Origin of the sequence: Micromonospora sp. WMMD975 (genome assembly GCF_029581215.1) — a bacterium.
Taxonomy (GTDB): domain Bacteria; phylum Actinomycetota; class Actinomycetes; order Mycobacteriales; family Micromonosporaceae; genus Micromonospora.
The window spans coordinates 3,815,424-3,838,011 of record NZ_CP120739.1; the positions used below are offsets into that span (position 1 = coordinate 3,815,424).

At 70.9% G+C, this 22,588-nt stretch carries 24 protein-coding genes; 11 read left to right on the forward strand and 13 right to left on the reverse strand.

Features of this window, described 5'->3' with window-relative positions; translation table 11 throughout:
• Nucleotides 1-365 precede the first annotated feature (365 nt).
• Both O7613_RS16430 and O7613_RS16435 read right to left on the reverse strand, forming a co-directional pair.
• The gene (locus O7613_RS16430; RefSeq protein ID WP_282289232.1) at nucleotides 366-1,202 is read right to left on the reverse strand and encodes a hypothetical protein; all 837 of its coding nucleotides are present in this window, start codon (nucleotides 1,200-1,202) and stop codon (nucleotides 366-368) included.
• A gap of 58 nt (nucleotides 1,203-1,260) precedes the next feature.
• Nucleotides 1,261-3,762 carry an FtsK/SpoIIIE domain-containing protein gene (locus O7613_RS16435; RefSeq protein WP_281587520.1) on the reverse strand — a complete coding sequence of 834 codons (2,502 nt, stop codon included), beginning with the start codon at nucleotides 3,760-3,762 and terminating at the stop codon, nucleotides 1,261-1,263.
• A gap of 190 nt (nucleotides 3,763-3,952) precedes the next feature.
• Between O7613_RS16435 and O7613_RS16440 the strand changes: the two genes are divergently transcribed.
• The 3 genes from O7613_RS16440 (at nucleotide 3,953) to O7613_RS16450 (ending at nucleotide 6,726) form a co-directional block, all read left to right on the forward strand.
• Complete coding sequence (locus tag O7613_RS16440) at nucleotides 3,953-5,362, forward strand: alkaline phosphatase PhoX (RefSeq protein ID WP_281587519.1); 1,410 nt, start codon at nucleotides 3,953-3,955, stop codon at nucleotides 5,360-5,362.
• 198 nt (nucleotides 5,363-5,560) lie between these two features.
• On the forward strand, nucleotides 5,561-6,148 hold the full coding sequence (locus tag O7613_RS16445) for a type II toxin-antitoxin system antitoxin SocA domain-containing protein (RefSeq protein WP_281587518.1): 588 nt from the start codon (nucleotides 5,561-5,563) through the stop codon (nucleotides 6,146-6,148).
• Nucleotides 6,145-6,726: a Fic family protein gene (locus O7613_RS16450; protein WP_281587517.1), complete on the forward strand. Its 582-nt coding sequence runs from the start codon at nucleotides 6,145-6,147 to the stop codon at nucleotides 6,724-6,726. Before O7613_RS16445 ends, O7613_RS16450 begins: the two co-directional genes overlap by 4 nt.
• A 342-nt stretch (nucleotides 6,727-7,068) precedes the next feature.
• Here O7613_RS16450 and O7613_RS16455 read toward each other — a convergent pair whose 3' ends face one another.
• Entirely contained in the window at nucleotides 7,069-7,794 is a 726-nt protein-coding gene (locus O7613_RS16455; protein WP_281587516.1) for an SDR family oxidoreductase, read from the reverse strand.
• Nucleotides 7,795-7,875: 81 nt separating this feature from the next.
• On the opposite strand from O7613_RS16455, the gene O7613_RS16460 reads away from it, so the two are divergent.
• A complete protein-coding gene (locus O7613_RS16460; protein ID WP_348775376.1) occupies nucleotides 7,876-8,742 on the forward strand; it encodes a LysR family transcriptional regulator in 867 nt (288 codons plus the stop codon).
• A 198-nt stretch (nucleotides 8,743-8,940) separates the two neighbouring features.
• Here O7613_RS16460 and O7613_RS16465 read toward each other — a convergent pair whose 3' ends face one another.
• A complete protein-coding gene (locus O7613_RS16465; protein WP_281587515.1) occupies nucleotides 8,941-9,198 on the reverse strand; it encodes a winged helix-turn-helix domain-containing protein in 258 nt (85 codons plus the stop codon).
• Nucleotides 9,199-9,409: 211 nt separating this feature from the next.
• Here O7613_RS16465 and O7613_RS16470 point away from each other — a divergent pair, with 211 nt between their 5' ends.
• From O7613_RS16470 to O7613_RS16480, 3 genes are read left to right on the forward strand one after another with little or no spacing between them, the layout of a single operon-like run.
• Nucleotides 9,410-9,613 (forward strand): hypothetical protein, encoded by a 204-nt coding sequence (locus tag O7613_RS16470; RefSeq protein WP_282289233.1) that lies wholly within the window; start codon nucleotides 9,410-9,412, stop codon nucleotides 9,611-9,613.
• Complete coding sequence (locus O7613_RS16475) at nucleotides 9,610-9,903, forward strand: hypothetical protein (RefSeq protein WP_281587513.1); 294 nt, start codon at nucleotides 9,610-9,612, stop codon at nucleotides 9,901-9,903. Before O7613_RS16470 ends, O7613_RS16475 begins: the two co-directional genes overlap by 4 nt.
• On the forward strand, nucleotides 9,900-10,157 hold the full coding sequence (locus tag O7613_RS16480; RefSeq protein WP_281587512.1) for a hypothetical protein: 258 nt from the start codon (nucleotides 9,900-9,902) through the stop codon (nucleotides 10,155-10,157). Before O7613_RS16475 ends, O7613_RS16480 begins: the two co-directional genes overlap by 4 nt.
• A gap of 99 nt (nucleotides 10,158-10,256) precedes the next feature.
• On the opposite strand, the gene O7613_RS16485 is transcribed toward O7613_RS16480, so the two are convergent.
• The 4 genes from O7613_RS16485 to O7613_RS16500 form a co-directional block, all read right to left on the reverse strand.
• Nucleotides 10,257-10,688 (reverse strand): hypothetical protein, encoded by a 432-nt coding sequence (locus tag O7613_RS16485; RefSeq protein ID WP_281587511.1) that lies wholly within the window; start codon nucleotides 10,686-10,688, stop codon nucleotides 10,257-10,259.
• 57 nt (nucleotides 10,689-10,745) lie between these two features.
• Nucleotides 10,746-11,159 (reverse strand): hypothetical protein, encoded by a 414-nt coding sequence (locus O7613_RS16490; protein ID WP_282289234.1) that lies wholly within the window; start codon nucleotides 11,157-11,159, stop codon nucleotides 10,746-10,748.
• 71 nt (nucleotides 11,160-11,230) lie between these two features.
• Nucleotides 11,231-11,443, reverse strand: coding sequence for a hypothetical protein (locus tag O7613_RS16495; RefSeq protein WP_282289235.1), 213 nt, complete (start codon nucleotides 11,441-11,443; stop codon nucleotides 11,231-11,233).
• Between the two features lie 51 nt (nucleotides 11,444-11,494).
• Entirely contained in the window at nucleotides 11,495-12,088 is a 594-nt protein-coding gene (locus O7613_RS16500; protein ID WP_282289236.1) for a TetR/AcrR family transcriptional regulator, read from the reverse strand.
• 163 nt (nucleotides 12,089-12,251) lie between these two features.
• Here O7613_RS16500 and O7613_RS16505 point away from each other — a divergent pair, with 163 nt between their 5' ends.
• Nucleotides 12,252-13,805 (forward strand): MFS transporter, encoded by a 1,554-nt coding sequence (locus O7613_RS16505; RefSeq protein WP_281587507.1) that lies wholly within the window; start codon nucleotides 12,252-12,254, stop codon nucleotides 13,803-13,805.
• A 9-nt stretch (nucleotides 13,806-13,814) separates the two neighbouring features.
• On the opposite strand, the gene O7613_RS16510 is transcribed toward O7613_RS16505, so the two are convergent.
• Both O7613_RS16510 and O7613_RS16515 read right to left on the reverse strand, forming a co-directional pair.
• Entirely contained in the window at nucleotides 13,815-14,501 is a 687-nt protein-coding gene (locus O7613_RS16510) for a Type 1 glutamine amidotransferase-like domain-containing protein (protein WP_281587506.1), read from the reverse strand.
• Nucleotides 14,502-14,627: 126 nt separating this feature from the next.
• Complete coding sequence (locus O7613_RS16515; RefSeq protein ID WP_281587505.1) at nucleotides 14,628-15,413, reverse strand: SGNH/GDSL hydrolase family protein; 786 nt, start codon at nucleotides 15,411-15,413, stop codon at nucleotides 14,628-14,630.
• Nucleotides 15,414-15,611: 198 nt separating this feature from the next.
• Here O7613_RS16515 and O7613_RS16520 point away from each other — a divergent pair, with 198 nt between their 5' ends.
• Entirely contained in the window at nucleotides 15,612-17,147 is a 1,536-nt protein-coding gene (locus O7613_RS16520; protein WP_282289237.1) for a M1 family metallopeptidase, read from the forward strand.
• A 98-nt stretch (nucleotides 17,148-17,245) separates the two neighbouring features.
• On the opposite strand, the gene O7613_RS16525 is transcribed toward O7613_RS16520, so the two are convergent.
• The 3 genes from O7613_RS16525 to O7613_RS16535 are packed head-to-tail and all read right to left on the reverse strand — an operon-like array spanning nucleotide 17,246 to nucleotide 21,844.
• Nucleotides 17,246-18,712, reverse strand: coding sequence for a hypothetical protein (locus O7613_RS16525; RefSeq protein ID WP_282289238.1), 1,467 nt, complete (start codon nucleotides 18,710-18,712; stop codon nucleotides 17,246-17,248).
• On the reverse strand, nucleotides 18,709-19,230 hold the full coding sequence (locus O7613_RS16530) for a hypothetical protein (protein ID WP_282289239.1): 522 nt from the start codon (nucleotides 19,228-19,230) through the stop codon (nucleotides 18,709-18,711). Before O7613_RS16530 ends, O7613_RS16525 begins: the two co-directional genes overlap by 4 nt.
• A gap of 4 nt (nucleotides 19,231-19,234) precedes the next feature.
• The gene (locus tag O7613_RS16535; protein ID WP_282289240.1) at nucleotides 19,235-21,844 is read right to left on the reverse strand and encodes a hypothetical protein; all 2,610 of its coding nucleotides are present in this window, start codon (nucleotides 21,842-21,844) and stop codon (nucleotides 19,235-19,237) included.
• A gap of 93 nt (nucleotides 21,845-21,937) precedes the next feature.
• Between O7613_RS16535 and O7613_RS16540 the strand changes: the two genes are divergently transcribed.
• Together O7613_RS16540 and O7613_RS16545 are read left to right on the forward strand one after the other, a co-directional pair.
• Nucleotides 21,938-22,171 (forward strand): hypothetical protein, encoded by a 234-nt coding sequence (locus O7613_RS16540; RefSeq protein ID WP_282289241.1) that lies wholly within the window; start codon nucleotides 21,938-21,940, stop codon nucleotides 22,169-22,171.
• Entirely contained in the window at nucleotides 22,168-22,572 is a 405-nt protein-coding gene (locus O7613_RS16545; RefSeq protein WP_282289242.1) for a hypothetical protein, read from the forward strand. The genes O7613_RS16540 and O7613_RS16545 overlap by 4 nt, the downstream gene beginning before the upstream one ends.
• Nucleotides 22,573-22,588: the final 16 nt, after the last annotated feature.

Consider the following 22,588-nt stretch of genomic DNA (forward strand, 5'->3'; position numbering starts at 1 on the left):
CATTCCCCGGCACCACAAGTCCAAGATCCCGTGATCATGAGGTTGGCGGCGATGTCGATCTGGCGGGGTCAACTTCATGATCACCGCCCTGTCGGGGTCCGGAACGGCGTGGGTGCCCGGCACACCCGTGCCGTTCCACCCGGTCAACTCGCCCATCCGACGGGCTCGGCCGGCCAGATGATCACGAAGTTGACCCGCTGGAACAGCGCCCCGAACCCTCAACACCACGAACCCCTCGACAACCCCACTCACAGATCGACACCGCCGCCCGGATCTTGGAAGGAAACGGCCCCCGGAGGGGCCCGGAGCTTCCAAGATCTCTCCGGTTCCCGACAGGCGAGATGACTTGTCCAGGAGGCGGGCGTTTAGCGCAGGAGGCGGAACAGGACCAGGTAGAGGCAGAACAGCGACGGGGAGACCAGCCCGCAGATCACGAAGCCGAGCGGCACGTAGCGCCCGGCCGGGGCCTCAGCGTCGGCCAGCACCGGGCGGCCCCACTTCCCCAGCACGAGCTGACCGGCCACGAAGGACATCAACGGCACGCCCGCGCACGACACCGCCGCCACCAGGTCCATCCCGGAGACCGGCAGCGGCGTGCCGACAAGCGCGACCAGCATCAGCAGCGACCCGACGAGCGCGCACCCGGCGTAGACGGCCACCGCCCGGCCCGGCGCGGACCAGGTCGGCAGCAGCACCGGCCGGCGGGCCAGCGCCTCCGCCTCCTGCCCGTGCCGGTCGGCCTCGTCGGCCAGCCGCCCGGCCAACGCCAGCTCCGCCGCCGGGTCACCCGCCGACGCGGTCCCGCTCCCCTCGGGGTACGCCCCGACCCCCGGCCGCCCCGGCGCGGCGGCTGCGCCGCCGATCGCCCCGTCCCCAGACCCGGGCCCGACGGTCGAACCAGCCACCGTTCCAGGCCCGACGGGCGAACCGGCCCCAGACCCGGGCCCGACAGGCGAACCAGCCACCGGTCCAGGCCCGACGGGCGGGCCGGCTGCCTCCGGGACCGACCGCATCGGCATGCCGACCGCCTCACCCAGCCGGTCCAGGCGCTCCCCCTGGGCGGCCAGCCGCCGCCCGACCGTGTCCACGCCGGACTGGAGGTCACGCCGGCGCTCCGCCTCGGCGGCGACCGCCCGCTCCCCGCCCCGCTGCCGGGTGGACAACTCCCGGAGCAGCGCCGCGTAGTCGTCGAACCCACTCATGCGGTACCACTGCTCATTCGCGACTGCGGGGCTCGCAAAACCAGCTCACTCCTCGCACTCATGGGCTGTCGCTCTCGGCGGCGAACGGCACGATCAGGGCGGTGCGGTGGTCGTGCCGGTCGACGAGCAGGGCGCGGCCGTCACGCGGGGTGTAGGCGAGGTCGTGCACCCCGAGGTGCAGCCCCAGGTCGGCGGCCGGCACGTTCAACGCGACCAGGCCGGTCACGTCGTCGCGGTGCCCGCTGCCGCCGAGGTCGTCGGCGAGCCGGCGCAGCCCGCGCCACCAGCCGAGCACGTGCACGCCGCGCCCCGGGCCGTGCCGCAGCACCGCGCGCAGGTCGTCGTGGCCGGAGCGGAACGTGCCCGGGTCGGTGGCCGCGAGCGTGCCGGCGGCGGCGTCCATCCCGAACCCCACCAGGTAGGTGCGGCCCGGGTCGGGCGCGTCGCCGGCCGCCTCGGCGAGGTACGCGCGCAGCGCGTCGGCGTCGAGCCGGCGGACCGGGTGGCCGGCGGCGGCGAACGTCATGGCGAGGTCGTCGGCGAGGTCGGTGGTGCCGGGGGCCAGCGGCGCGAAGAGGAACCGGGCGGTGCCCGGGACGTGCTGCCGGGCCAGTGCCAGGGCCGCGCACCGGAGCACCTCCGCGCCGGTGGCGGCGGTGCCGACCACGGCCAGGTGCCGGCCGGGGCTGGCGTCGAGGGCGAACCCGGCCGGGCTGCCGGCGACGTCCACCACGCGGCCGACCAGGGCGTACGGCGGGTCGGTGCCGGGGGTCAGCGCCGCCCACGCGGGGTCGTCGGCGAGCCGGGGCGTGTCGTGGCCGCGGAAGACCGCCGGCGGGTGCGCCCCCTCCGGCCGGGCCGCGTGCAGCTCGTGGCGCAGCGCCGCCAGGTCGACCGCGGCGGCGTGCGCGTCGGGGAAGCGCACCTCGACGTCCGCGCCGGGCGCGCCGGCGGCGGTGTTCACCACGGCCGTGCCGACGGTCAACCCGCGGGCGGCGTCGTTGCGCGGGTCCAGCACGCCGTCCCCGCCGGGCAACGCGATACGCAGCGGGAACTGGCCGAAGATGGCCTCGGCACGGCCGTAGAGGGCCTCGACGCCTGTGGTGCTCTGGCTGGCCAGCACCAGGTGCAGGCCGTACGAGCGGCCCTTGCGGGCCAGCTCCTCGATCAGGTCGACGGCCTGCCGGGCCAGCGCGTCGTTGCCGGCGAACAGCACCTGGAACTCGTCGACGACGGTGACGATCCGGGGCGGCCGGGCGTTCGGCGGCACGTCGGCAAGCCGGCTGACGCCGTGGCGCTTGAGCAGCTCGGCCCGGCGGGTCAGCTCGGCGCGCAGCTCCCGGAGCACCGCCACGCCGTACTCGCGGTCGGACTCGATGCCGACGGCCCCGGCGTGCGGCAGCCAGGACGGGTCGCGCGGGGTCGGCACGAACTCGGTGAAGCTGACGCCCTCCTTGAAGTCGAGCAGCATCAGGCGCAGCTCGGCCGGGGAGTAGCGGGCGGCCAGCCCGTAGAGCACGTCGAGCAGCAGCACCGTCTTGCCGGCGCCGGTGCGCCCGCCGACCAGCCAGTGCGGCGTGGCGTCGTCGAACGCCACGCTCACCGGTTTCCGCCCCGCCCGGCCGAGCACCGTGCGCAGCCCGGCGGCGGCCGACTCGGTCCAGCGGTCCGGCGGCAGCAGGTCGGCGAAGGTGATGCCGGAGGAGTCGTCGGCGGCCTCGGCGAGCCGGCGGGCCAGCGCGGTCACCGCCGCGTGCGACGGGCCGCCGTCGAGCACCACGGGCGCGGCCAGCCCACTGCCGTCGGCGCTGAACGGGCGCCCCGGCGGGTCGCCGACCAGGGCGTAACGCTCGGTCACCCGGAGCTGGGTGGTGGCACCCAGCGGCGGCGCCCCGCGTGCCCCGGCCAGCAGCACGCACACCGCCGCGGCCGGGCCGGCGTGGGTGAGCGCGGCCAACCGGGCCAACTCCCGCGCCGGCGGCGCCGACGCGACGACCACCACGAGCAACTCCCGGTCCTCCGGGTCGGCCCGCTGGGCGGTACGCGCGTGCCGCTCGGCGGCGTCCAGCAGCGCGGTCGTCTCCGCCTCGGTGGTCGCCGTCGCGCCGAGCACCCCCGCGTCGTGCAGCGGGCGCAGCGGCAGGAACGCCGCGCCGAACGCGGCCTGGTCGACGCCGACCACCCGGACCGCGCCGGCCGGGGCGGCGGTGAGCAGCCGCACCACCACCACGCGCAGCAGCTCACCGACGCGCGGGTCGCGGGCGTCGGCGTCGATCGCCAGGTGGGCGCCGGCCCCGACCGGCACGAGCACCGGGAACGCGCCGTCGACAGTGGTGGCGACGCCGAGGCGTACCGGCGCGGGGTGGGTCGCGACGCGGGCCGTGCCGGGCACCGCGGCGGCCAACTCCCCGCCCAGGCGGGCCAGCCGGGCGACCAGCTCGGGGCTGCCGACGGGGGCCGGGCCGGCGGCGCTCAGCGCCCCGCGGGCCGACTCCCAGTGCCGCCGCGCCGCCCGATGCCGCTCGACCGCATGCCGGTACGCCGCCGCGAGCCTGTTCACCCCGTCCGCCCTCCGACGCCACCGTCTGCGATCGAGGGAACCCTAACGGACGCGCACCGCGAGGGCACGACGTGCTCGGCACCCGGGATTCGTCCACTGTTCACCCGGCCGGGGCCGGCCCCGCCGCCCGCCGTTCCCCCGGCCCGGCTTGCCTGCCAAGGCAACCTCATGTGCACAGGAAGGCGACGACGTGACCTCCTCTCCTCTTTCCCGGCGGTCCCTGCTGGGCGGCGCGGCCGGCGGCCTCGGCATCGTGGTGGCCGGCAACCTGGACGCCATCGCCGGCCCGGCGGCGGCCCGCGCCGCGTGCCGCCCCGCCGCCGGCTACGGCGACCTGGTGCCGGACCCGGCCGGGCTGCTGGCGCTGCCGCCCGGCTTCTCCTACACCGTCGTCGCCCAGGCGGGCGCGACACTCCTGGAATCGGGGCAGGCGACCCCGAGCGACGCCGACGGCACCGGCTGCTTCCGCGGCCCGCGCGGGTCGGTGCTGGTGAACAACCACGAGATCGGCGGCGACGAGCCGTACCCGGTGCCGGCGCTGCCCGGCCTCACCTACGACCCCGGCGCGCGCGGCGGCACCACCACCATCGAGGTGGACAGGCACGGCCGGCGGCTGCGCGAATACGTCAGCGTGGCCGGCACGCACAACAACTGCGCCGGCGGCATCACCCCGTGGGGCACGTGGTTGACCTGCGAGGAGACCGAGCAGCGGGCCGGCGGTCAGTTCCAGAAGGACCACGGGTACGTCTTCGAGGTCGACCCGCACGACCGGTCGGCCAACCAGGATCCGGTGGCGCTGACGTTCCTCGGCCGCTACTCCCACGAGGCGGTGGCGGTCGACCCGTACACCCACTCGATCTATCTGACCGAGGACGCGAGCGGCCCGCACGGGCTCTACTTCCGGTGGACGCCGCCGCCCGGCTTCCGAGCCGGCAAGGGCGCGCTGCGGGCGCTCGCCCAGCGGCCCGACGGCGGCACCGCCGGCACCCTCGAAGCGATGCGCTGCCTGCGGGGCGACGGCCACGTGGCCGACCTGTCCGAAGCCACCAGGCCGGGCACCCGGTACAAGGTGGAGTGGGTGCAGGTGCCGGACCGGGACGCCCGGACCGTGTCGGTGCGCAAGCAGTTCACCGACGCCGAGGTGACCCGCAGCCGCAAGCTGGAGGGCGCCTGGTGGGGCGACGGCGGCGCGTACTTCGTGGCCAGCTTCGCCCGGCACGACGACGGCAGCGTCAACGAGCACGACGGCCAGGTCTGGTTCTACGACCCGCGGCGGCAGACCGTCACGCTGAAGACGATCTTCGGGGTGAACACCGACCCGGAGGCCGACCACGGCAACTACGACGGGCCGGACAACATCACCGTCTCCCCGTACGGCGGGGTGATCCTGGCCGAGGACGGCGAGGGCGTGTCGCACCTGGTGGGGATCACCGAGCAGGGCAAGGCGTACCCGCTGGCCCGCAACGAGCTGAACGACAGCGAGTTCACCGGGCCGACGTTCAGCGCGGACGGGAAGATCCTGTTCGCGAACATCCAGACGCCGGGGTACGTGTTCGCGATCACCGGGCCGTGGGGGCGCCCGAGCAACGCGCACCGCTGAGTCGTGTCGGCCGGCGGTTCCGTGTGGGGAGCCGCCGGCCTGAGCGCCTCCTGGTGTACGACAGACGTCGCAGATCGGCGGATCGGTGAGTCCCTACTCGTAGGCGTAGATTCCTCGCTCGACACCGCTCGGCGGGTCGCCTGGCCAGGCGGATCATCGGTAGTCTCTGAGCAGGGCCGATGAAGGAGGTGTCCCCCGATGGCCAATGCACACGACGTCGCTGCGGCAGTGCTCGCCGAGGTCGGCCGGGTCACGGCGATGAAGCTCGAAAAGCTCGTCTACTACTGCCAGGGGTGGCACCTGGCCCGCAGCGGAGCCCCCCTGTTCACCGAGCCGATCGAGGCTTGGCGGGAGGGCCCTGTCGTTCCCCAGCTATACCGGCAACACCGCCAGCAGCTCTACGTGTCGGACTGGCCCCTCGGGGACGCCGCCCAGCTCACCGACGCCCAGCTCGACTGCGTCCGCTGGGTCACCCGCGAGTACGGCAAGTTCTCGGCGGCTGAGTTGTCAGCGATGACACACAACGAACTGCCCTGGCGAGCGGCTCGGAGGGCGCTGCCCGAATCCGCCAGTTCCTCGGAACATCTCGACGTCGACCTGATGCGGACGTACTACGCGAGGCAGATGGCGAGCACGGAGACGGCAGTCGCCTCGGCCACGGCGAACGCCGCCATCGAGGGCGAGGAGTTCGGCGAGGACTGGCAGGAGCGACTTCGCGACGTGGCCTCGGGTCTGGTCAGCGCGGAGGACCTGATCGCCGAAGAGATCGCCCGCCTGCGTGGATGAGTGATCCGTACTGCTGGCCGGGTACGGATTGCCTGGTCAACAAATTGGGCCTGAAGGATGCCGCCACCCTGCGCGACACAGAGTTCCGCCTCGTCTCGATCCGGGACGTGCAGGTCGCTCGAAACATCATTCCGGGAAACTATGGTCTGGGCCACCTCCAAGCCTTCCACCGTCATCTCTTCGGTGACGTGTACGGATGGGCGGGCCAGACACGCACGGTCGACATCAGTAAGCCCGGTGCCCGCTTCTGCCACTGGCGGTTCATCGACGACCAGGTGGGCACTGTGCTCGGCCGACTGTCCGAAGACGGCTTCCTGCTCGGTCTGAAGCGCGAGCCGTTCGTGGAGTCGCTCGCCCACTACTACGGCGAACTGAACGTCTGCCACCCGTTCCGGGAGGGGAACGGCCGCACCTTGCGCGCCTTCCTGCGCCAGCTCGGCGCGGCGGCCGGCTATCTGCTCGACTGGTCGGAACTCAACGCGGCGGACAACATCGCCGCCTGTCTCCGGCACCTGAACACCGACAAGACGGATCTGTTGGTGACAACGCTTGATCCGGTTGTGCGGCGGATCAGCTGAGCCGCTCCGAAGGGCCTCCGCTCCCAACTTCTCGCATCTCCACCTCGGCACGCTGCGCCCGCGTACGAGCCCGACCCTGATCGGAAACGGCCGTCCCAGGTCGGGCAAGCTCGGCGTCGAGGTCCTCGGCACGCATTCGCGCCCGCACGGCGTCAACGACGTAGGCGCTCGCGTTCGACTCGCGCTCCAGACGCTGCGCGACGTCCGTAGGCAGCGAGAACGACTTCTTCCGCGCCGGGCCGGTCATACCCAGATCCTGCCGGACGACGGGGCCTGGCGACGCGCGCCGCGCCGGGTCCTTCCCGGGCGGACGCAGCGCTGGCAGGGCTTGGCGTCAGACGGTCACCAGGGGATCGCGCCGTTGTCGTCGAAGAAGCCGCCGCGCGGGCCGTCGTCGGGCAGGGTGGCCAGCCGGACGGCGATCGCGGCGCCCTGTTCCGGGGTGCGAGGTGCGGCGAAGTTGGTGAAGTCGGTGGCCACCCAGCCGGGGCAGGCCGCGTTGACGATGACGTTCGTGTCGGCGAGCCGGCGGGCGTACTGGGCGGTGATGCTGTTCAGCATCGTTTTCGACGGGGCGTAGGCGGCCAGCACCGGGCCGGTGGCGAGCGTCAGCGAGCCCATGTTGCTCGACATGTTGACCACGCGTGGCGACGGTGCACGCCGCAGCAGTGGCAGCATCGCGTTCGTCACCCGGATCACGCCGAACACGTTCGTGTCGAGGACGGTGCGCAGGACGTCGAGGTCGAGCGTCGTCGGATCCTGCGCACCGCCGTCGGCCGGGCCGGAGATGCCCGCGTTGTTGACCAGCACGTCGAGCCGTCCGCCCGTCCGCTCGACGGTGGTCGCCGCCGCGGTGACGCTGTCGTCGGAGGTGACGTCGAGCGCGATCCCGAACGCGTCGACCCCGGTGGTACGCAGCCGCGCGACCGCCTCCTCCCGCCTGGCGTCGTCACGGGCGCCCACCGCGACCGTGAAGCCGATCGCGCCGAGGCCCTGTGCGACGGCGAAGCCGATGCCCTTGTTCGCGCCGGTGACAAGCGCGGTCCTGTTCTCTTTCACCTGACCCATGCTGGCGAGCGGCGGGCGCGGTGGCCAAGACCGATCCGGTGGGCTGTGATACCCCGCGGGTATCAGCGCTAGGCTTCCCGGGTGGACGACCTGGAGACGCGCGAGCTGCGCTATTTCGTCGCCGTCGCCGAGGAGCTGCACTTCGGTCGCGCCGCCGCCCGGCTCGGGATCGCCCAGCCGCCGCTCTCCCGCGCGATCGGTCAGCTGGAACGGCGGCTCGGCGTGCGGCTCTTCGACCGGGACCGGCGTGGCGTGGCGCTCACCGACGCCGGCCGGGTGCTGCTGCGCGAGGCCGGGACCGCCCTCGACGCGGTGACGGCCGCCGCGAGTCGTACCCGACGGGCCGGCGACTCCTCGCGCTCGCTGGTGCTGGCGACGAAGGCCGGCGCGTCCCACGAGCTGCTGCGACGCCTTCTCGACGCCGTCGCGGACGAACCCGGCGCCCCACCGGTCGAGGTGATGCTGTGCGAGGTCGGAGAGCAGGCCGGGCTGCTCCGCACGGGCCGCGCCGACGTCGCGATCATGCACCGGCCCGTCGACGACCTCGCCGGGTTCGACACCGAGGACCTCCTCACCGAGGGCCAGGTCGCGATGCTTCCGGCCGGGCATCCGCTCGCCGCCCGCGACCAGCTCACCCTGGCGGAGGTCCAGCACGTGCCGGGCCTGCCGATCGCGCGATGGCCCCGGCTCGACGGGACCTACCCGGAAGGACCAGGCCCGGAGGTACGCACCCAGTCGCAGCTCGCCCAACTCGTGGCGCTCGGCCGGACGTTGCTTGTCATCCCGGCCTCCAGCCGCGCCTGGCAGTGGCCGCAGCACGTTGCCGTGCCCGTCGTCGACGCGCCGGTCATCACCACGGTGCTCGCCTGGCCCGCCGGCATTCGGGCGCGGGCAGTCGCCAGCATCGTCCGTACGGCGGCCGGGCTCCGCGACACCGCGCCGATCTAGAAGTTCCCCGCTAGGGCCGCCTCCAGAAGACCTCTGGGCTGAGACAGCTCCCGAAGGGTGGGAAAAAGTCCCGAAACCGAGACAGCTAGCTTGATCGACTCCGCTTCGCCGAAATGGCCGGGTCGGGCGCGCTCGGATACCGCCACTTCGGCGAAGCGGAGTGGATCAACACGCTTCCAGAGTTCGCTTCCTTCCAGGTCACTGCGAGCCGGCGCGTTCAGCGACGAACACGCCGACGCCGCCAACTCCTTCGAGGAACCCTTCGATCTTCAAGGCGTTGATCGCTTGGCGCACCACGATGGCCGATACGCCGTGCTGACGGCACAGTTCGGACGTCGACGGCAGCTTGTCGCCCGGCGCGAGCGCACCGGACTGGATCTCGGCGCGGATGCCGTCGGCAATCTGCGCCCACTTCGCTTTGGCGGGCATGGACAACTCCCAGGTCTGCCCCGCCATTCGATCATGTGAAACTTTATATAGCAAGGAATGTTCGGCCCGATGCTTGCAAGGCCGGGTACCTGTTATATACGCTCATGCACGGCTGACTCCCAGGTCTGCAAACCCGGAGTTGGTCCGTTCCCACCGCGCGGAGCGCTCGGCCAACCGATCCCCCGGACGGTCGAGCGTGCGTACTTGTCACCCGCACGTCGCACCGACGGGAGGCCCGATGGGCGAGCGCACCGACGACATATCCCCCGGTGAACCCTTCGTCTCGGCGCAGGACATCGAGGACGCTGAGGACATCCTCTTCGCGCACCCGCCACGCCGGATCGTCCGCTGGGTGTGCGGCTGCGGCGAGGACTATCCCTGTCTGGAGGTGGTCTTCGCTCGCCTGGTCAAGGCCACCGTCACCGGGCCCGACGAGCGGTGAGCACTCGTCCGATCAAGGCGGGAGATCTCCTGCGGCTCGACCGCGCGGCGAGCGTGCAGTTCTGCCGCCCGATCATCGTGCGCGTCATTCGCGAGATCACCGACCGTCAGACGTTCGACGGTTGGGCATGGATCGAGGCGTACGAGTTGGACGGCAGGGGTGATGCGGTCGCCAAGCGAGAGCTGTTCGTGCAGCCGGCCGGGCTGCGTTGGCTCAACGCCCGGGCCGGCGAACGCCCTACCGTCAACCGAAGCGCCTCCATCGCCGCACGGCCGCGGGTGCCGGCATGAGTATCGGCACCCGCCCGCATCTGCCCATCCGCCCGCTCTGGATCTGTCGGCGCTGCGCGCACCCGTGGCCGTGCGCGGAGGCTCGACTCGCCCTGCTGACCGAGTACGCGGGTGACCGCCTCACCCTGTCTGTCTACCTGTACGGGCAGCTTTACGAGGCGGCTCAAGAGCTGCACCGCCTCAACCCCGACGAGGCGCCGAGCCCGCGAGCGCTGTTCGCCCGCTTCGCCGGTTGGGCACCGCGGCTCCCCTGAGGACAGGCTTCGCCGCAAGATCCTTGTGACCTGATCCCAGCACCTCAGCAATGGCGGCGAACTCGGCCAGAGCTGGACCACGTTGAGCTGCTTGTTGGCTCAGGTCCGAAGATCTAGCTCCCGCTTGGCCTGCTCCCACGAGATGGCGCTCGCCTGGCCGGCACGATAGGCGGCCAGGCGGTCAGTCGCGTCTGGCAACTCCCTGAGGTCGTCGAGCATGTCCTGCAACGCCTCGACCATGTCCCGAGCCATCTCGTCGTCCCTACCCGCCTCCACGCTGGCGATCCAGGTCTGGAGCAGTCGCTCGCCATTCGCCGGATCACTCTCGACGATCGGCTCCACCACCGCGAGCAGCCCGCCGATGATCACCTCGATGTCAGCCTGGGTGCGTCCGGCCGGCACGACTGCGGCGACGCGACGACCGCTGCGGGTGAGGTAGACGACGTTGCCGTCAACCGCCCGGTCAACCGCCTCAGCCGGGGCGGGCGAGTGCTCGGGGACCTCGAATTCATAGGCATGAGCAGCGGACATACCTGACACGCTAGTGCCCGCCCACGTCCCGACGAGGCCGACAACGCCGGATGCGTTTCACCGGACGCCTCGAACCACCCCGTCAGCGATCGACCGGAGCGCACCGGCGTCCACCACTTCCGGATCGACAAGCACATCAACGGCGACCCCGGGCTCGACCAGCCAGAACGCCTCGGCGGCACCGATCAGGCCGGGCCCGTCCGGGTGCGCGAAGTCGGCAAGCTCCCACGCGCCGCCGTCGCGCTCGTGGTAATCGGCGAGGAACGCACGGACCGCGCCGAGATCGGTGAGACGCTCACCCCGGAGCACGTGCACCCGCAGGTCGACCCGGTAGCCGTCCTCGACCTGGCGCTCCCAGACCCGCGTCGCGAAGCTGACGTCCTCCCACTCGCTCGCGAAATCCGACCCCACCTCCCCGATGCCGGGCGGCAGAAATCCGATGTGGAACCCGTCCAACTCGCCACCACTCATTCCCTCACCAGTCCCTTCGGCACAGATCTTGGTACGGGACCGCCCCTTGCGGGGCGTCCGCGTACCAAGGTTCATCTTTGACGGCGCTCGGCGATCGCGGAGTCCACGTCGCGGCGGGCGTAGCCCCGTAACGCCCGTCTCAGGGTGGCCGTCCGGAGGGTGTCGCGGGCGGACGCCCGCGTCGCTTGGCTGTCGGCGGCCAGCGCCTCGTCGGCCCGGGCGAGGAGCGCCTCGACCTGGCGCATGTCGTAGCCGCGCAACGTGACCACGAACGGCAGCGCCATGGCGCCACCGTAGCGACCGCCGGCCGCGCCGCAACCGGTCCGCGCGGCGCGTCAGGCGGGGGCGCCGCCTGACGGCGGCGGCGGGCGCAGGCCGTCGAGCGCGATCGCCAGGACGCGGTCACGCTGCGCCGGATCGGGAAACTGGTACGCGGCGATGCCGCTGATCAGGCGTACCACGTCGTCGAAGTCGGCGTCGGTCCGGGCCGCGCCTGCGGTTTGGGCGCGGCGCAGCAGCGGCTCGCCCGCGGCGTAGATCTCGGTGCGGCAGCTGCGGAACACCTCGGAGTCGTGCACCAGCTCGTCGGCAAGCGCGCGCTTGGCGCCGACGTGGTCGACGAACCGGCGCAGCCAGCCGACCAGGGCGCTCCACGGGTCGAGGTCGGCCAGGTCGGCGGCGGAGGCGCTGAGCGCGCGCACCTCCTCGACGTAGACGGCCTCGAACAGGTCCCGCCGCTGCGGGAAGTTGCGGTAGAGCGTGCCGATGCCGACGCCGGCCCGGCGGGCGATCTGCTCCAGCGACGCGCCCGCGCCGTACTCACCGAACACGTCGCGGGCGGCGGCGATCAGCGCGTCGTAGTTGCGCCGGGCGTCGGCGCGCTTCGGGCGGCGCGCGAAGACCTCGGCCGCCTGATCGGCGCTGGGCATGACGCGGCTCACTCCTTCCGTCTTGCAACCGGAGGCATCCCTCCACTACGTTGGTGGAGGCACCCCTCCGGATAGCGTACTCCGGAGGACCCGGCCCTCCGCGCCGCCACCGCCGCCCCACCGCGCGAGCGGCCACCCTCGTACCGAACGGAAGTTGTTCTACATGATCGACACCTTCCGGCGCGGCTCGCGCCGGATGACGTTCCTCGTCCTCGCGGCCGGCGCCGGCTTCTTCGCGATGCTCCAGTCGCTGATCACGCCGGTGCTGCCCACCATCCAGCACGACCTGCACACCTCGCCGAACACGGTGACCTGGGTGCTGACCGCCTACCTGCTCTCCGCGTCGATCTTCACGCCGATCCTCGGCCGGGTCGGCGACATGGTGGGCAAGGAGCGGATGCTCGTCGTCTCGCTCGCCGCGCTCGCGCTGGGCTGCCTGCTGGCCGCCGTCGCGCCGAACATCGGCGTACTCATCGCCGCCCGGGTGGTCCAAGGCGTGGGCGGCGCCGTCTTCCCGCTGTCGTTCGGCATCATCCGCGACGAGTTCCCGGCCGCGCGGGTCAGCTCGGCGGTCGCGTTGATCTCGGCGGTCGTGGCCGCCGGCGGCGGACTGGGCGTGGTGCTCGCCGGGCCGATCGTCGCCACCCTGGGCTACCGCTGGCTGTTCTGGATCCCGCTGGTCGTGGTCGGCCTCACCGCGGTCGCCGCGCACCGGTTCGTGCCACGCTCACCGGTACGCACGCCGGGCCGGATCAACTGGGCCAGCGCCGTCCTGCTCTCCGGCTGGCTGGTGGCGCTGCTGCTGCCGGTCAGCAAGGGCGCCGCCTGGGGCTGGACCTCCGGGCCGGTGACCGGGCTGCTGGCGCTTGCCGCGGTGCTCGTGGCCGGCTGGCTGGCGGTCGAGGCCCGCACCGCGAACCCGCTGATCGACCTGCGGATGATGCGCCTGCCCGCGGTCTGGACCACCAACCTGGTCGCCCTGCTCTACGGCGCCTCCATGTTCGCCGTCTTCGCCTTCCTGCCGCAGTTCACCCAGATCCCGACAAGCGCCGGCTACGGCTTCGGCGCCAGCATCACCCAGGCCGGGCTGCTCATGCTGCCGATGCTCGTCGGCATGTTCACCGCCGGAGTGCTGGCCGGACGGCTGGAGCCCCGGTTCAGCCCCAAGGCGCAACTGAGCACCGGCGCGGTGTTCAACGTGACCGCCGCCGCGATGCTCACCGTCGCGCACGACACCCGCTGGCAGGTCGCCGTGGCCGGTGGCCTGGTCGGGCTCGGCGTGGGGCTGGCCTTCGCCTCGATGGCCAACCTGATCGTGGGCAACGTGCCGGCCGCACAAACCGGCGCGGCGACCGGCATGAACGCCAACATCCGCACCATCGGCGGCGCGATCGGCGCGGCCCTGGCCAGCACCGTGATCACCGCCAACCCGCAGCCGAGCGGGCTGCCCCGGGAGGCCGGTTACACCGCCGGCTTCCTGCTGCTCACCGGCATCTCGCTGGCCGCCGCGCTCGCCGCGCTCGCCGTACCGTCCGGGCGTCGCGCGCGGCCTCGGCGGCATGTCGTGCCGGTGCCGCAGGTCGCACCGGGCGTGCCCGGCGCTCCGGCCGTGCCGGCTGGTTCGGTCGGGGAGTTCGGGCCCCACCCGTCTGCGACTCTGGGTGCCACCGCAATTCGGCGGAGGTCGGTGTCGGTGAGTCTCGGACCACGCGCGTGACGACTCCGGTCAGGGACTGATCAGTCTCCAGTCGCCTTCGGAGATGACCTCAACACCGCCATCGACCACCTTGATGGCGGTGTTGTCGTCGATGGCGTAGGTCGGGACCGGGATTCCGGACGCCCACTTCTGGATGCTGGACAGTTCGGCGTCCTCCATGTCCGGATGGTTGAGGTGCGGGTACAGCGTGAAATCCACCAGCCCCAGCGCCTGGTCGGCGCCCCGCGCCATGTCGCTGCCCTCAGGGACGAATTGGAGGTCGAATTCGGCGTCGCAGTTGTACGGGGTGACCGCGATGCTCCCGGCGCTGACCCCGACGTAAACCGTGTCGGTCAGCGACGGCAGGAGGGCAGCCAGACCCGACTGGCGCAACCAGTAGGTCAGGTACAGCACGTCGCCGCCCCAGACGAGGAGGGCGTCGGCCTCCCGGACCGCCGGGACCCAGTTCTCTTCTCGAATGGTCGGCAGCGCGGTGAGTTCCAACATCCCCAGGGACTTCCAACCCAGTTGGGTCAGCGGGATCGAAGCTTGGCCGTGGATCGCCTTCCACGCTCTCTGGCCCCCGCCGGGGAAGGGATAGACGCCGGTGGGGACGAACAGGGCCGTGGACTCGCCGATCGGCTTGCCCAGCAGGTCGACGAGCGCGTCGGAGATCCTCGGGTTGCAGATCCCCGACGACGTGAGAAGGAACTTCACGAAACCCGCCCCTCCTGAAGCACGGCAGAATCGTACGGCACCCGATCCCATGCCGCGGCCTGGTGAGGTGTTAATAGGGGGCCCCTCCTATGCAGAAAGCGTTAAGCGGGGCCCCCGCCTTACACCTCAGCCGATGGCGGCCGTGAGGGCGGCCAGGTAGCCGTAGCGATAGCCGTTCGCGTTCGGGTGGTACGCCTCGATCACCCCGGTGACGTCGCGGATCCACGGGTCGGCGGCACACACGCCGTGCCCGGTGAAAGACGACCGCGCGTCGACGAAGGTCGCCCCGGCGGCGCCGGCCCGGCCGGCGGTGACCCCGTTCAACACGTCGGCGGCCTGGTTGAGGATGGTCCGCTTGTAGCTGCTCATGGCGAGCAGACCGCACGAACCGGTCTCGAACAGGCGCGGGTAGCCGAGCACTACGAGGCGGGCGTTCGGGGCCCGCTCACGGATCGCGGCGTAGGTGGCGTCGAGCCGGCCGGGCAGCGTCGCGGTGGCGAACGCCTTGGCCCCGTTCACCGCGCTCTCGCAGCTCGACGTGCTGCCGAAGCGGCAGCTGGTCATCACGTCGGCGAAGCCGGCGTCGTTGCCGCCGATCGTGATGGTGACCAGCGTGGTGGCGTAGCTGAGCTGCCCCACCTGGCTGTTGCGCACGTCGGCGGTGACCGCGCCGCCGCAGGCCGGGAAGCGGAAGCTGGTGACCGCGTGCGCCGCGGCCCAGAGCGGGGCGTACGACTTCTGACTGCGCAGGCAGGTGGAGAAGTCGTACGGCCCGGCGCCGACGCCGGAGGAGTAGGAGTCGCCGAGGGCGACGTAGTTGACGGTGGCCGCCCGGGCGACGCCGGGCAGGAGCACGGCGCCGAGGACGGCCGCCAGCACCGCGGCGAGGGTGATGCGGACGCGACGGGACATGACAGGACCTCCACGGGACAGGGGTGGTGGAGCCCGTTGACCGCGCGCGTGGCCGAGGGGTCGTGCTTGTTACTAGTCGGTAATGCTATCGAAATATTTGCAAGAACTGAATAGCTCCGGGCGCCGGTTCGGGGCAGATCCGTTTACATGTGTCGATTAAGTTGGCGGTGCGTACACCCGACGGAGGGAGTCCCACCCGTGCCACGCGCACTCACGGCGGCGATCGCCGCTCTGACCCTCACCACCGCCGTCACCACCGTGACCGGCGCACCCGGCCAGGCCGCCCCGACCGGATGGGGCCGCCCGCACGTCTCGGCGGCCACCCCCGCGCCGGGCAGCCCCGGGCTGGGCGACAGCTACTTCCCCGACTACGGCAACGGCGGCTACGACGTCGACCACTACGACATCCGGCTGCGCTACGAGCCGGCCATCGACCGGCTCAGCGGCACCACCACGATCCTGGCCACCGCCACCCAGGACCTGTCCCGGTTCAACCTCGACTTCGCGCTCGACGTCGAATCGGTACGGGTCAACGGCTGGGTCGCCGGTTTCGCCCGGGCCGGTGACCACGAGTTGGTGATCACCCCGCCCCGGACGCTGAGCAAGGGCCAGCAGCTCACCGTCGTGGTGAAGTACGCCGGCATCCCGTCTCAGACCAAGGTGTACGGCTACACCGGTTGGACCCGCACCGCCGACGGCGCGCTCGCCGTGAACGAACCCGAGTCGGCCTGGTGGTGGTTCCCGAGCAACGACCACCCGAAGGACAAGGCCACCTGGGACATCTCGGTCTCGGTGCCGACCGGCGTCGAGGTGGTCAGCAACGGCGTGCAGCCACGCGACCCGCTGCCCGAGGCCGGCAACCGCACCCGGTGGAGCTGGCGCAGCGTCAAGCCCGGCGCCACCTACCAGGCGTTCCTGGCCATCGGGCAGTACGACATCGTCACCGACACCGCGCCGAACGGGCAGCCGGTGGTGAACGCGTACAGCACCACGCTCGGCGCGCTCGGGCCCGCCGCCCGGGCCAGCATCGAACGCACCGCCGAGGTCGTCGACTGGGAGAGTGGGGTCTTCGGCCCGTACCCGTTCGAGGCGCAGGGCGGCGTGGCCGGCCCGATCGACGGCATCAGCTTCGCCCTGGAGACGCAGACCCGGCCGGTCTACGGCCCCGGCTTCTGGCGGCGCGGCTCGAACCCGTACGTGATCGTGCACGAGAACGCCCACCAGTGGTTCGGCGACTCGGTCTCAGTGGCGGACTGGCGCAACATCTGGCTCAACGAGGGCTTCGCCTCGTACGCCGAGTGGCTCTGGTCGGAGGAGCAGGACGAGGGCACCGCGCAGGAGCTGTTCGACTTCACCTACGACAGCTATCCGGCGGACTCGGACTTCTGGCAGGTGCTCCCCGGTGACCCGGGCGCCGACCGGGTCTTCGACGACGCGGTCTACGACCGGGGCGCGATGGCGCTGCACCAGATCCGGCTGGCCGTCGGCGACCCGGCGTTCTTCCGGATCCTGCGCACCTGGACGGCCCAGCACCAGTACGGCAACGGCACCATCGAGCAGTTCCAGGCGCTCGCCGAGCGGATCGCCGGCCGGGACCTGGACGCGGTGTTCACCACCTGGCTGTTCACCGCCGGCCGCCCCGAGGTGGGCGCCGCCGCGCGTACCTCGGCGGCCCCGGCGCGCCCGGCCTCCTGGACGAAGATCCGGACGGCGCACGACCTGCTCGGCCACTGACCGGTCCGGCCGGTCCCGCCCGTCGAGGGCGGGGCCGGCCGGGCGGGACGATGATCCGAGGGCGCCCGTGGTGGAGACGCCACGGGCGTCGGTCGGCTTCAGCCCTGGGCGAGCGCGCGTCGGATCGCCTCCTCGACACAGCCGCCGACCGACTTGCGTATCAGCGGCATGGCGGGCTCGATCAGGGCGCCGAGGTGCCGGCGTTCGGCGGGGCTCAGGGTTCCGAGCGCCGCGTGGAGTCGACGCTCGGTCCAGCGCGGACTGACGGCCTTGGCGAGATGCCCGTGCACGTGGTATGACGTGGGGCCGGAGAGCTGCATGCCGTACAGGCGTTCGTCGGGTCGCAGCGGCCGACTGGTGAAGCGTTCGATCTGGACCGGTTCATAGCTGACGGGTCGGCCCTCCCGGATGCGGTGGAGCACGTCTCCGACCGCGAGTTCGCCGACGCCCGGGTGGGGGCCTTCCCGGCCGGCGGTCCCGGGGCGGAGCGCCTTCCATCCCGCATCCGTCCAGAACAGGTGACCGGCCGTGAAGAACGGTTCGAGGTCGTTGAACCCGTAGATCAGCGTATCCGGCGCCCCGGTGACGTCGATGACGCCGTCGGGCTGTTCGGCGGGGCGCCCGTCGCGGGCGAGCAGTTGGTCTCCGCAGCGGAGGTTCTGGACGGGTGTCGTACGGCCCGTCGCGAGATGGAGCGGGGCCGCCCCCGTGACGCCGTCCTTCGGCGACTTGTCGACGCGGTTGTCGGGCTGTTGACCGGTGGTGAGGCCCATCTGCCGGGCCGGCCCGTTCACGAAGGCGACGACGCCCAGCCCGTAGTCCGTCCAGTAGTCGCATACCTCGATCACCTCACGCGCCGCGTAGACGAGATGACATTTCCTGCCGTCCCGGCCCACGCCGATCGCCGAGTTCACCTCGCCGAGGAACGTGCTCGTCTGGAACAGGCTCGGCGCGACGTGGTTGTAGGCCTGCCACTGCTCGACGGCCTGCGGATACGCCTTCGCCCAGACGTCCACCGCTCTCTTCTCCTGCGCCGGGTCCAGCCGGTGGAGCTTGTAGTAGACGACGTTGAGCTTCGCCAACCAGTCCGGGTCGACGGCGATGACTTTGTTGATCATCATGTTGATGTATGAGTCGGACGTCACGCGGTCGGCCAGTTTTTGGGCCCAGGACCCGCGATCGCCGCCCAGGTACTCCTGGAAGGTGCGGCCGTCGCCGGCACAGTAGGCCGGGAAGGCCCAGTCGTAGAGCGTGTTGCTGGCGTGCAGCGCGGTCTGTCCGGCCAACTCGGACTGCCACCAGGCCGCGGCGCCGTCGGCCCGCACGGTGCCACTGAACCCGTAGAGGGAACTGCTGGCGATGCTGGAGCAGATGAGCGCGGTGGCGAGGTGGTCGCTCCACGTCGGATCGGTCGGCGCCGACGCCGGGGGCGTGGCCGAGGGGAAAAAGGTCCCACGTACCGACGGCGACGCCCTCAACTGCTGGACAAAGGCAGCCAGGACCTGTTTGGGCACCTCCTTGGCGTCCAGCGCCAGAAGGTTGCCGACGGAGAGTTCAACGCTCACGTGCCTACCACCCGTCCGTCCGGTCCAGTCAGCCCGACAAGTCGTTCGCTGGCCGCCTCGCCTCGCCACAGGAAGCTGCCGGTGCCTTCTCGCGACGCGCAGGTCGACGACACGCCCCCGGTGAACGAGTCACCGAACGCCGAGAACGTGATCCTCAGCGACGCGTACAGCGCCGGCCACGACGTGCAGATCACGCTCGTGGCCGCACCCAGGTTCAGCGTCAGCACGAGCAGGTCCTTGTCGTCGACGTCCAACGCGACGAACGAGGACACCGACTGGCCGTCCAGGTCGACGACGGTGACCGGGAACCCGGTTTGTGGATCAAGCTGGTAGCCGAGCCGGAACGCCGGGGCGGAACTCCAGGCGTCCCTCGGCAGGCTCGCGGGATCGGTGCCGGCGGGATAGCGTCGCCGGCTGATCTCGGTGGCGTAGGAGGTGGGTGGTACGGCGCTGGCGAAGACCGGGCGCGTGAAGCCGGCGCCGTCGTCGAGCCGGCCGCTGAGGTGGCCGTGGCACACCACCTCATGCGTACCGCACGACCAGCGGGACGCCGCCCGGCTTGGGCGGCGGAGTCTGCTGCGGAAGCCCGTCCACGAAGGGAATGACCACAGTACGCATGAAATCGTTCAGCGGGCTCTCCGGTTCCGGCTTGGGCAGGAACGCGGCGACCAGGGCGAAGATCACCCCGATGATCGCGAAGACGGCGCCGGCGATGGCGAAGACCACCGAGGCGAACGCCAACTCCATGACGAGGCAGACCGTCATCCCGATGTTGGCGAGCATCATGACGCCGTCGAACATGATGTCGGTGATCGGCTTGCCGTTGACGATGTCGGTGATGAAGTCGACGATGCTCCACACGGTGAAGACCGCGGAGATCGCGATTCCGACGATGCCGACGATCTTCGGCGCCGCCTTCATGATTTTCGACCACAGGGTGCCTTCGGTCTGCACCGTCCTCGTCCCGGCCTCGAACAGAGCGGTCGTCTCCGTGGCACCGTTCCTGAGCCACTCCGTCTCCCCGCCCAGCTCGTTGAGCTCGATGAGCTGCTCCTGCACCGCGAGCCCGTGGCGCCACTGGGTGAACGCCCGCCACCCTTCCAGACCCATCTCCTTGATGCCCCGAAGCACCATGGGGACGACCTTCGTGGCATCGAGCGCGAGCTGGACGGTGGTCAGGATCGCCTTCGCCTTGTCCGCGGGCTTCAGGTCCTTCCAGTTCTGGAAGGCGTTCACCACCATGCCGATTCCGATGCCCCAGGACGCGATGAAGAGCATGCCACCGACCTTGGCGAACTTGGGCCACTTCTGCACGAAGGCGGCCTGCGCGCTCTGGGTCTTCTCCAGGATGTTGCCTCCGGTCGCGTTGACGACGAGGTCGGCGAGTTCGGCGGCGAGCTTGGTGAAGCTGCCGCCCATGGCGGCGTTCACCATGGCCACCATCTCGTCCGCGACCGCCTTCGCGTCCGTGTACTGGCCCGGATCCTCCGCGACCTTGTTGACGAAGAGCTGGAGGAACTCGGGCAGCCACTGCATGGCCTGGCTGGAGGAGGCCCACGCGGTCTGATCCGTGGCGTTGTTCAGCACGGCGGCCATCAGCTTCTCCATGTAGGACTGAGCCAGCGTGCCCTTCGACCCCTGCTGAAGGACGCTCAGCAGGGTGGCCAGATTGTTCGCGGGCGTCATCGCGCCGTTCTGGCCGGCGGCACCGTAGATCCGGTTGATCATCAAGATCAGTTGGGGTGTCGACGTGATGACGTCGAACAGGCTCTTGGCCCACTTCTCACCCCCGTCGTCGAGATACGCGTTGATCCGCGGTTTGGCCGCGACGAAAGCCTGCAGATAGATGCCGTTCTGCTGGATGTTGAAGTTCGTGTCCTTCGCCAACCCGGTCTCGAGGTAGGACTTGAGCTTCGGCCGCTGGACATCGTCGTCCAGGTGGACCGTGGCGCAGCCCGCCCCGTCGTAGTGGTCGAAGGTGTAGCCGAGGTGGGACTTCACGAAACACTTCTGGTACCAGTCCAAGCTTCGCGTGACCAACTCCTGCCGCTGCGGCGTGAGGGTGGGCGGCTGCTGCCCGAGGTACTGCTTGAGCCACACCTTCTCGGTGGAGTCGCGCGACATGGCCCACTTCATGTTGCTCATGAGCATCTCGTCGGCCATCTTCGCCACCGAGTCGTCGGGCACGATGGACATGAGTTCGGCGATGGACAGGGTCGGGTCCGTCTCGATGTCCGCTTCCGTGATCGTCTTCGCCTGGGCGGGGGCGGTCACCGGATTCGACCGCACTCCGTCCGCGACACCCTTCCAGCGGTACGAGCCGCTTCCCGCGGTGTCGGTGCACCTGCTCGGCACCGTGCCCGTGAACGTGGGCACGGGCTGCGAGGCGTCGAAGGCGATCGTCGCCTGGAGATAGCAGTCCGGAACCCACGAGCACGTCACCTGCGGGGCGTTGATCTCCAGCGTGGTCTCCTGCGTCTTCTGGTCGATGCCCCAGCTGGCGAAGCTGGACATGTCGGTGCCGTCCAGCACGACGACGGGCTTCGGCACCAGGTCGGTGAGCCCCTGTTCGTAGCCGATCTCCAACAGCGGCCCCTCGGTCCACTCCACCGAGGTGGCGCCGGCCGGTACGCGGGTGGTCGAGATCTCGGTGTGGTAGGTGCTGCTGACGATCGTCGTCGCCAGCACGTGGAGTTCGACCGCGGTCGAGGCGGAGGTCCCCTGGTAGACCACACCGTGAAGCTCCGTGCCACCACGCGAGAAGGCCAGGTGCCCGCTGGTGAATCTGCCCGCTGTCCGCTGGTGCCAGGAAATGGCGTGGTGATGGAGGTGCGGCCGCAGAACCGGCAGGTCGTCCACGTACAGCGTGCCCCGGTCGAGGCGGATGGTGTGGATGCGCCCGCCGGCGCAAAAGCCGAGTTCCGTTTCGTCGAAGACGTGCGCGAAATACGTCTGCGTCAGCGCCGACACGTCGAAGTCGGGTTCGGCAAAGACCTTCAGGACGTACGGCTTCGTTTTGACCGACGACGGCGATGACATGACCGGACCCCCCACCGGAGCATGGACGTTATCCGGAGAATAACTGTCGTGAACGCGCCTCACGTCGACATCGCAGAACGGCGGCTGACGCATTCCCCCATTTTCGGCCCGGCTACGTCATATTCTGGTGCTCGTCCTTTCGGATGGGGTGGGGGCGTCGTGCTCGGAGCCGTGGGAGTGGTGGGCATGGGTACCGTGGTCGGATGGTGGGCCGGCTCGTTGGCCGCCTGGCCGCGGCCGTCCCGCCGCGCGGTGTTCGGCGTGGTGACCGGTGCCGTGGCGGCAGCGGGCGTCGTGGCACTGGTCGCCGGCCCGGCCCGGCTGCCGGCCTTCGCCCTGGGTACGGCGGTGGGTGCCACCGCGGAGATCGCGCTGCTGGCCGGCGTGGCCGGCCGGACCAGCCGGAACGGGCTGCCATGAGCACCCTGTCGGGGTGGGGCGCGTTCGCCTTCGGACTGGTGGTGGGTTGGTTCACCTACTTCGTCAACCGCCACCGGAAGGACGACGTCTCGCTCACCGACATCGCCACCATAATCGGGGCGCTCGGCGGCGCTGCCGTGCTGGCCCTGTTTCCCGCGAGAAGCGAGTTGTTCGGCGCGTACGGAACAGGTCTCGCGATCGGCTTCTTCGGGTACTTCTCGATGCTCGTGCTGATCGTGTACGCCCAACGGCGCAACCGGTGGACGTTCGAATGGTTTCTCGACGGACGGAGGCCCGTCCTGAAGCCCACCCAGATCTGGAGCACCGCTCGTCCCATGATCGCCGCAGAGAACCGCCGAGCGGATGTTAGGCGGGGCCCCCGCCTATACCGAAAGCGTTAAGCGGGGGCCCCTCCTT

Excerpts from the sequence above, each read along its gene's own strand:
- O7613_RS16430 (WP_282289232.1), bottom strand. The coding sequence starts at position 1,202 with ATGAGTGGGTTCGACGACTACGCGGCGCTGCTCCGGGAGTTGTCCACC.
- O7613_RS16445 (WP_281587518.1), top strand. The coding sequence starts at position 5,561 with ATGGCCAATGCACACGACGTCGCTGCGGCAGTGCTCGCCGAGGTCGGC.
- O7613_RS16450 (WP_281587517.1), top strand. The coding sequence starts at position 6,145 with ATGAGTGATCCGTACTGCTGGCCGGGTACGGATTGCCTGGTCAACAAA.
- O7613_RS16455 (WP_281587516.1), bottom strand. The coding sequence starts at position 7,794 with ATGGGTCAGGTGAAAGAGAACAGGACCGCGCTTGTCACCGGCGCGAAC.
- O7613_RS16465 (WP_281587515.1), bottom strand. The coding sequence starts at position 9,198 with ATGGCGGGGCAGACCTGGGAGTTGTCCATGCCCGCCAAAGCGAAGTGG.
- O7613_RS16470 (WP_282289233.1), top strand. The coding sequence starts at position 9,410 with ATGGGCGAGCGCACCGACGACATATCCCCCGGTGAACCCTTCGTCTCG.
- O7613_RS16480 (WP_281587512.1), top strand. The coding sequence starts at position 9,900 with ATGAGTATCGGCACCCGCCCGCATCTGCCCATCCGCCCGCTCTGGATC.
- O7613_RS16485 (WP_281587511.1), bottom strand. The coding sequence starts at position 10,688 with ATGTCCGCTGCTCATGCCTATGAATTCGAGGTCCCCGAGCACTCGCCC.
- O7613_RS16490 (WP_282289234.1), bottom strand. The coding sequence starts at position 11,159 with ATGAGTGGTGGCGAGTTGGACGGGTTCCACATCGGATTTCTGCCGCCC.
- O7613_RS16495 (WP_282289235.1), bottom strand. The coding sequence starts at position 11,443 with ATGGCGCTGCCGTTCGTGGTCACGTTGCGCGGCTACGACATGCGCCAG.
- O7613_RS16500 (WP_282289236.1), bottom strand. The coding sequence starts at position 12,088 with ATGCCCAGCGCCGATCAGGCGGCCGAGGTCTTCGCGCGCCGCCCGAAG.
- O7613_RS16505 (WP_281587507.1), top strand. The coding sequence starts at position 12,252 with ATGATCGACACCTTCCGGCGCGGCTCGCGCCGGATGACGTTCCTCGTC.
- O7613_RS16515 (WP_281587505.1), bottom strand. The coding sequence starts at position 15,413 with ATGTCCCGTCGCGTCCGCATCACCCTCGCCGCGGTGCTGGCGGCCGTC.
- O7613_RS16535 (WP_282289240.1), bottom strand. The coding sequence starts at position 21,844 with ATGCGTCAGCCGCCGTTCTGCGATGTCGACGTGAGGCGCGTTCACGAC.
- O7613_RS16540 (WP_282289241.1), top strand. The coding sequence starts at position 21,938 with ATGGGTACCGTGGTCGGATGGTGGGCCGGCTCGTTGGCCGCCTGGCCG.
- O7613_RS16545 (WP_282289242.1), top strand. The coding sequence starts at position 22,168 with ATGAGCACCCTGTCGGGGTGGGGCGCGTTCGCCTTCGGACTGGTGGTG.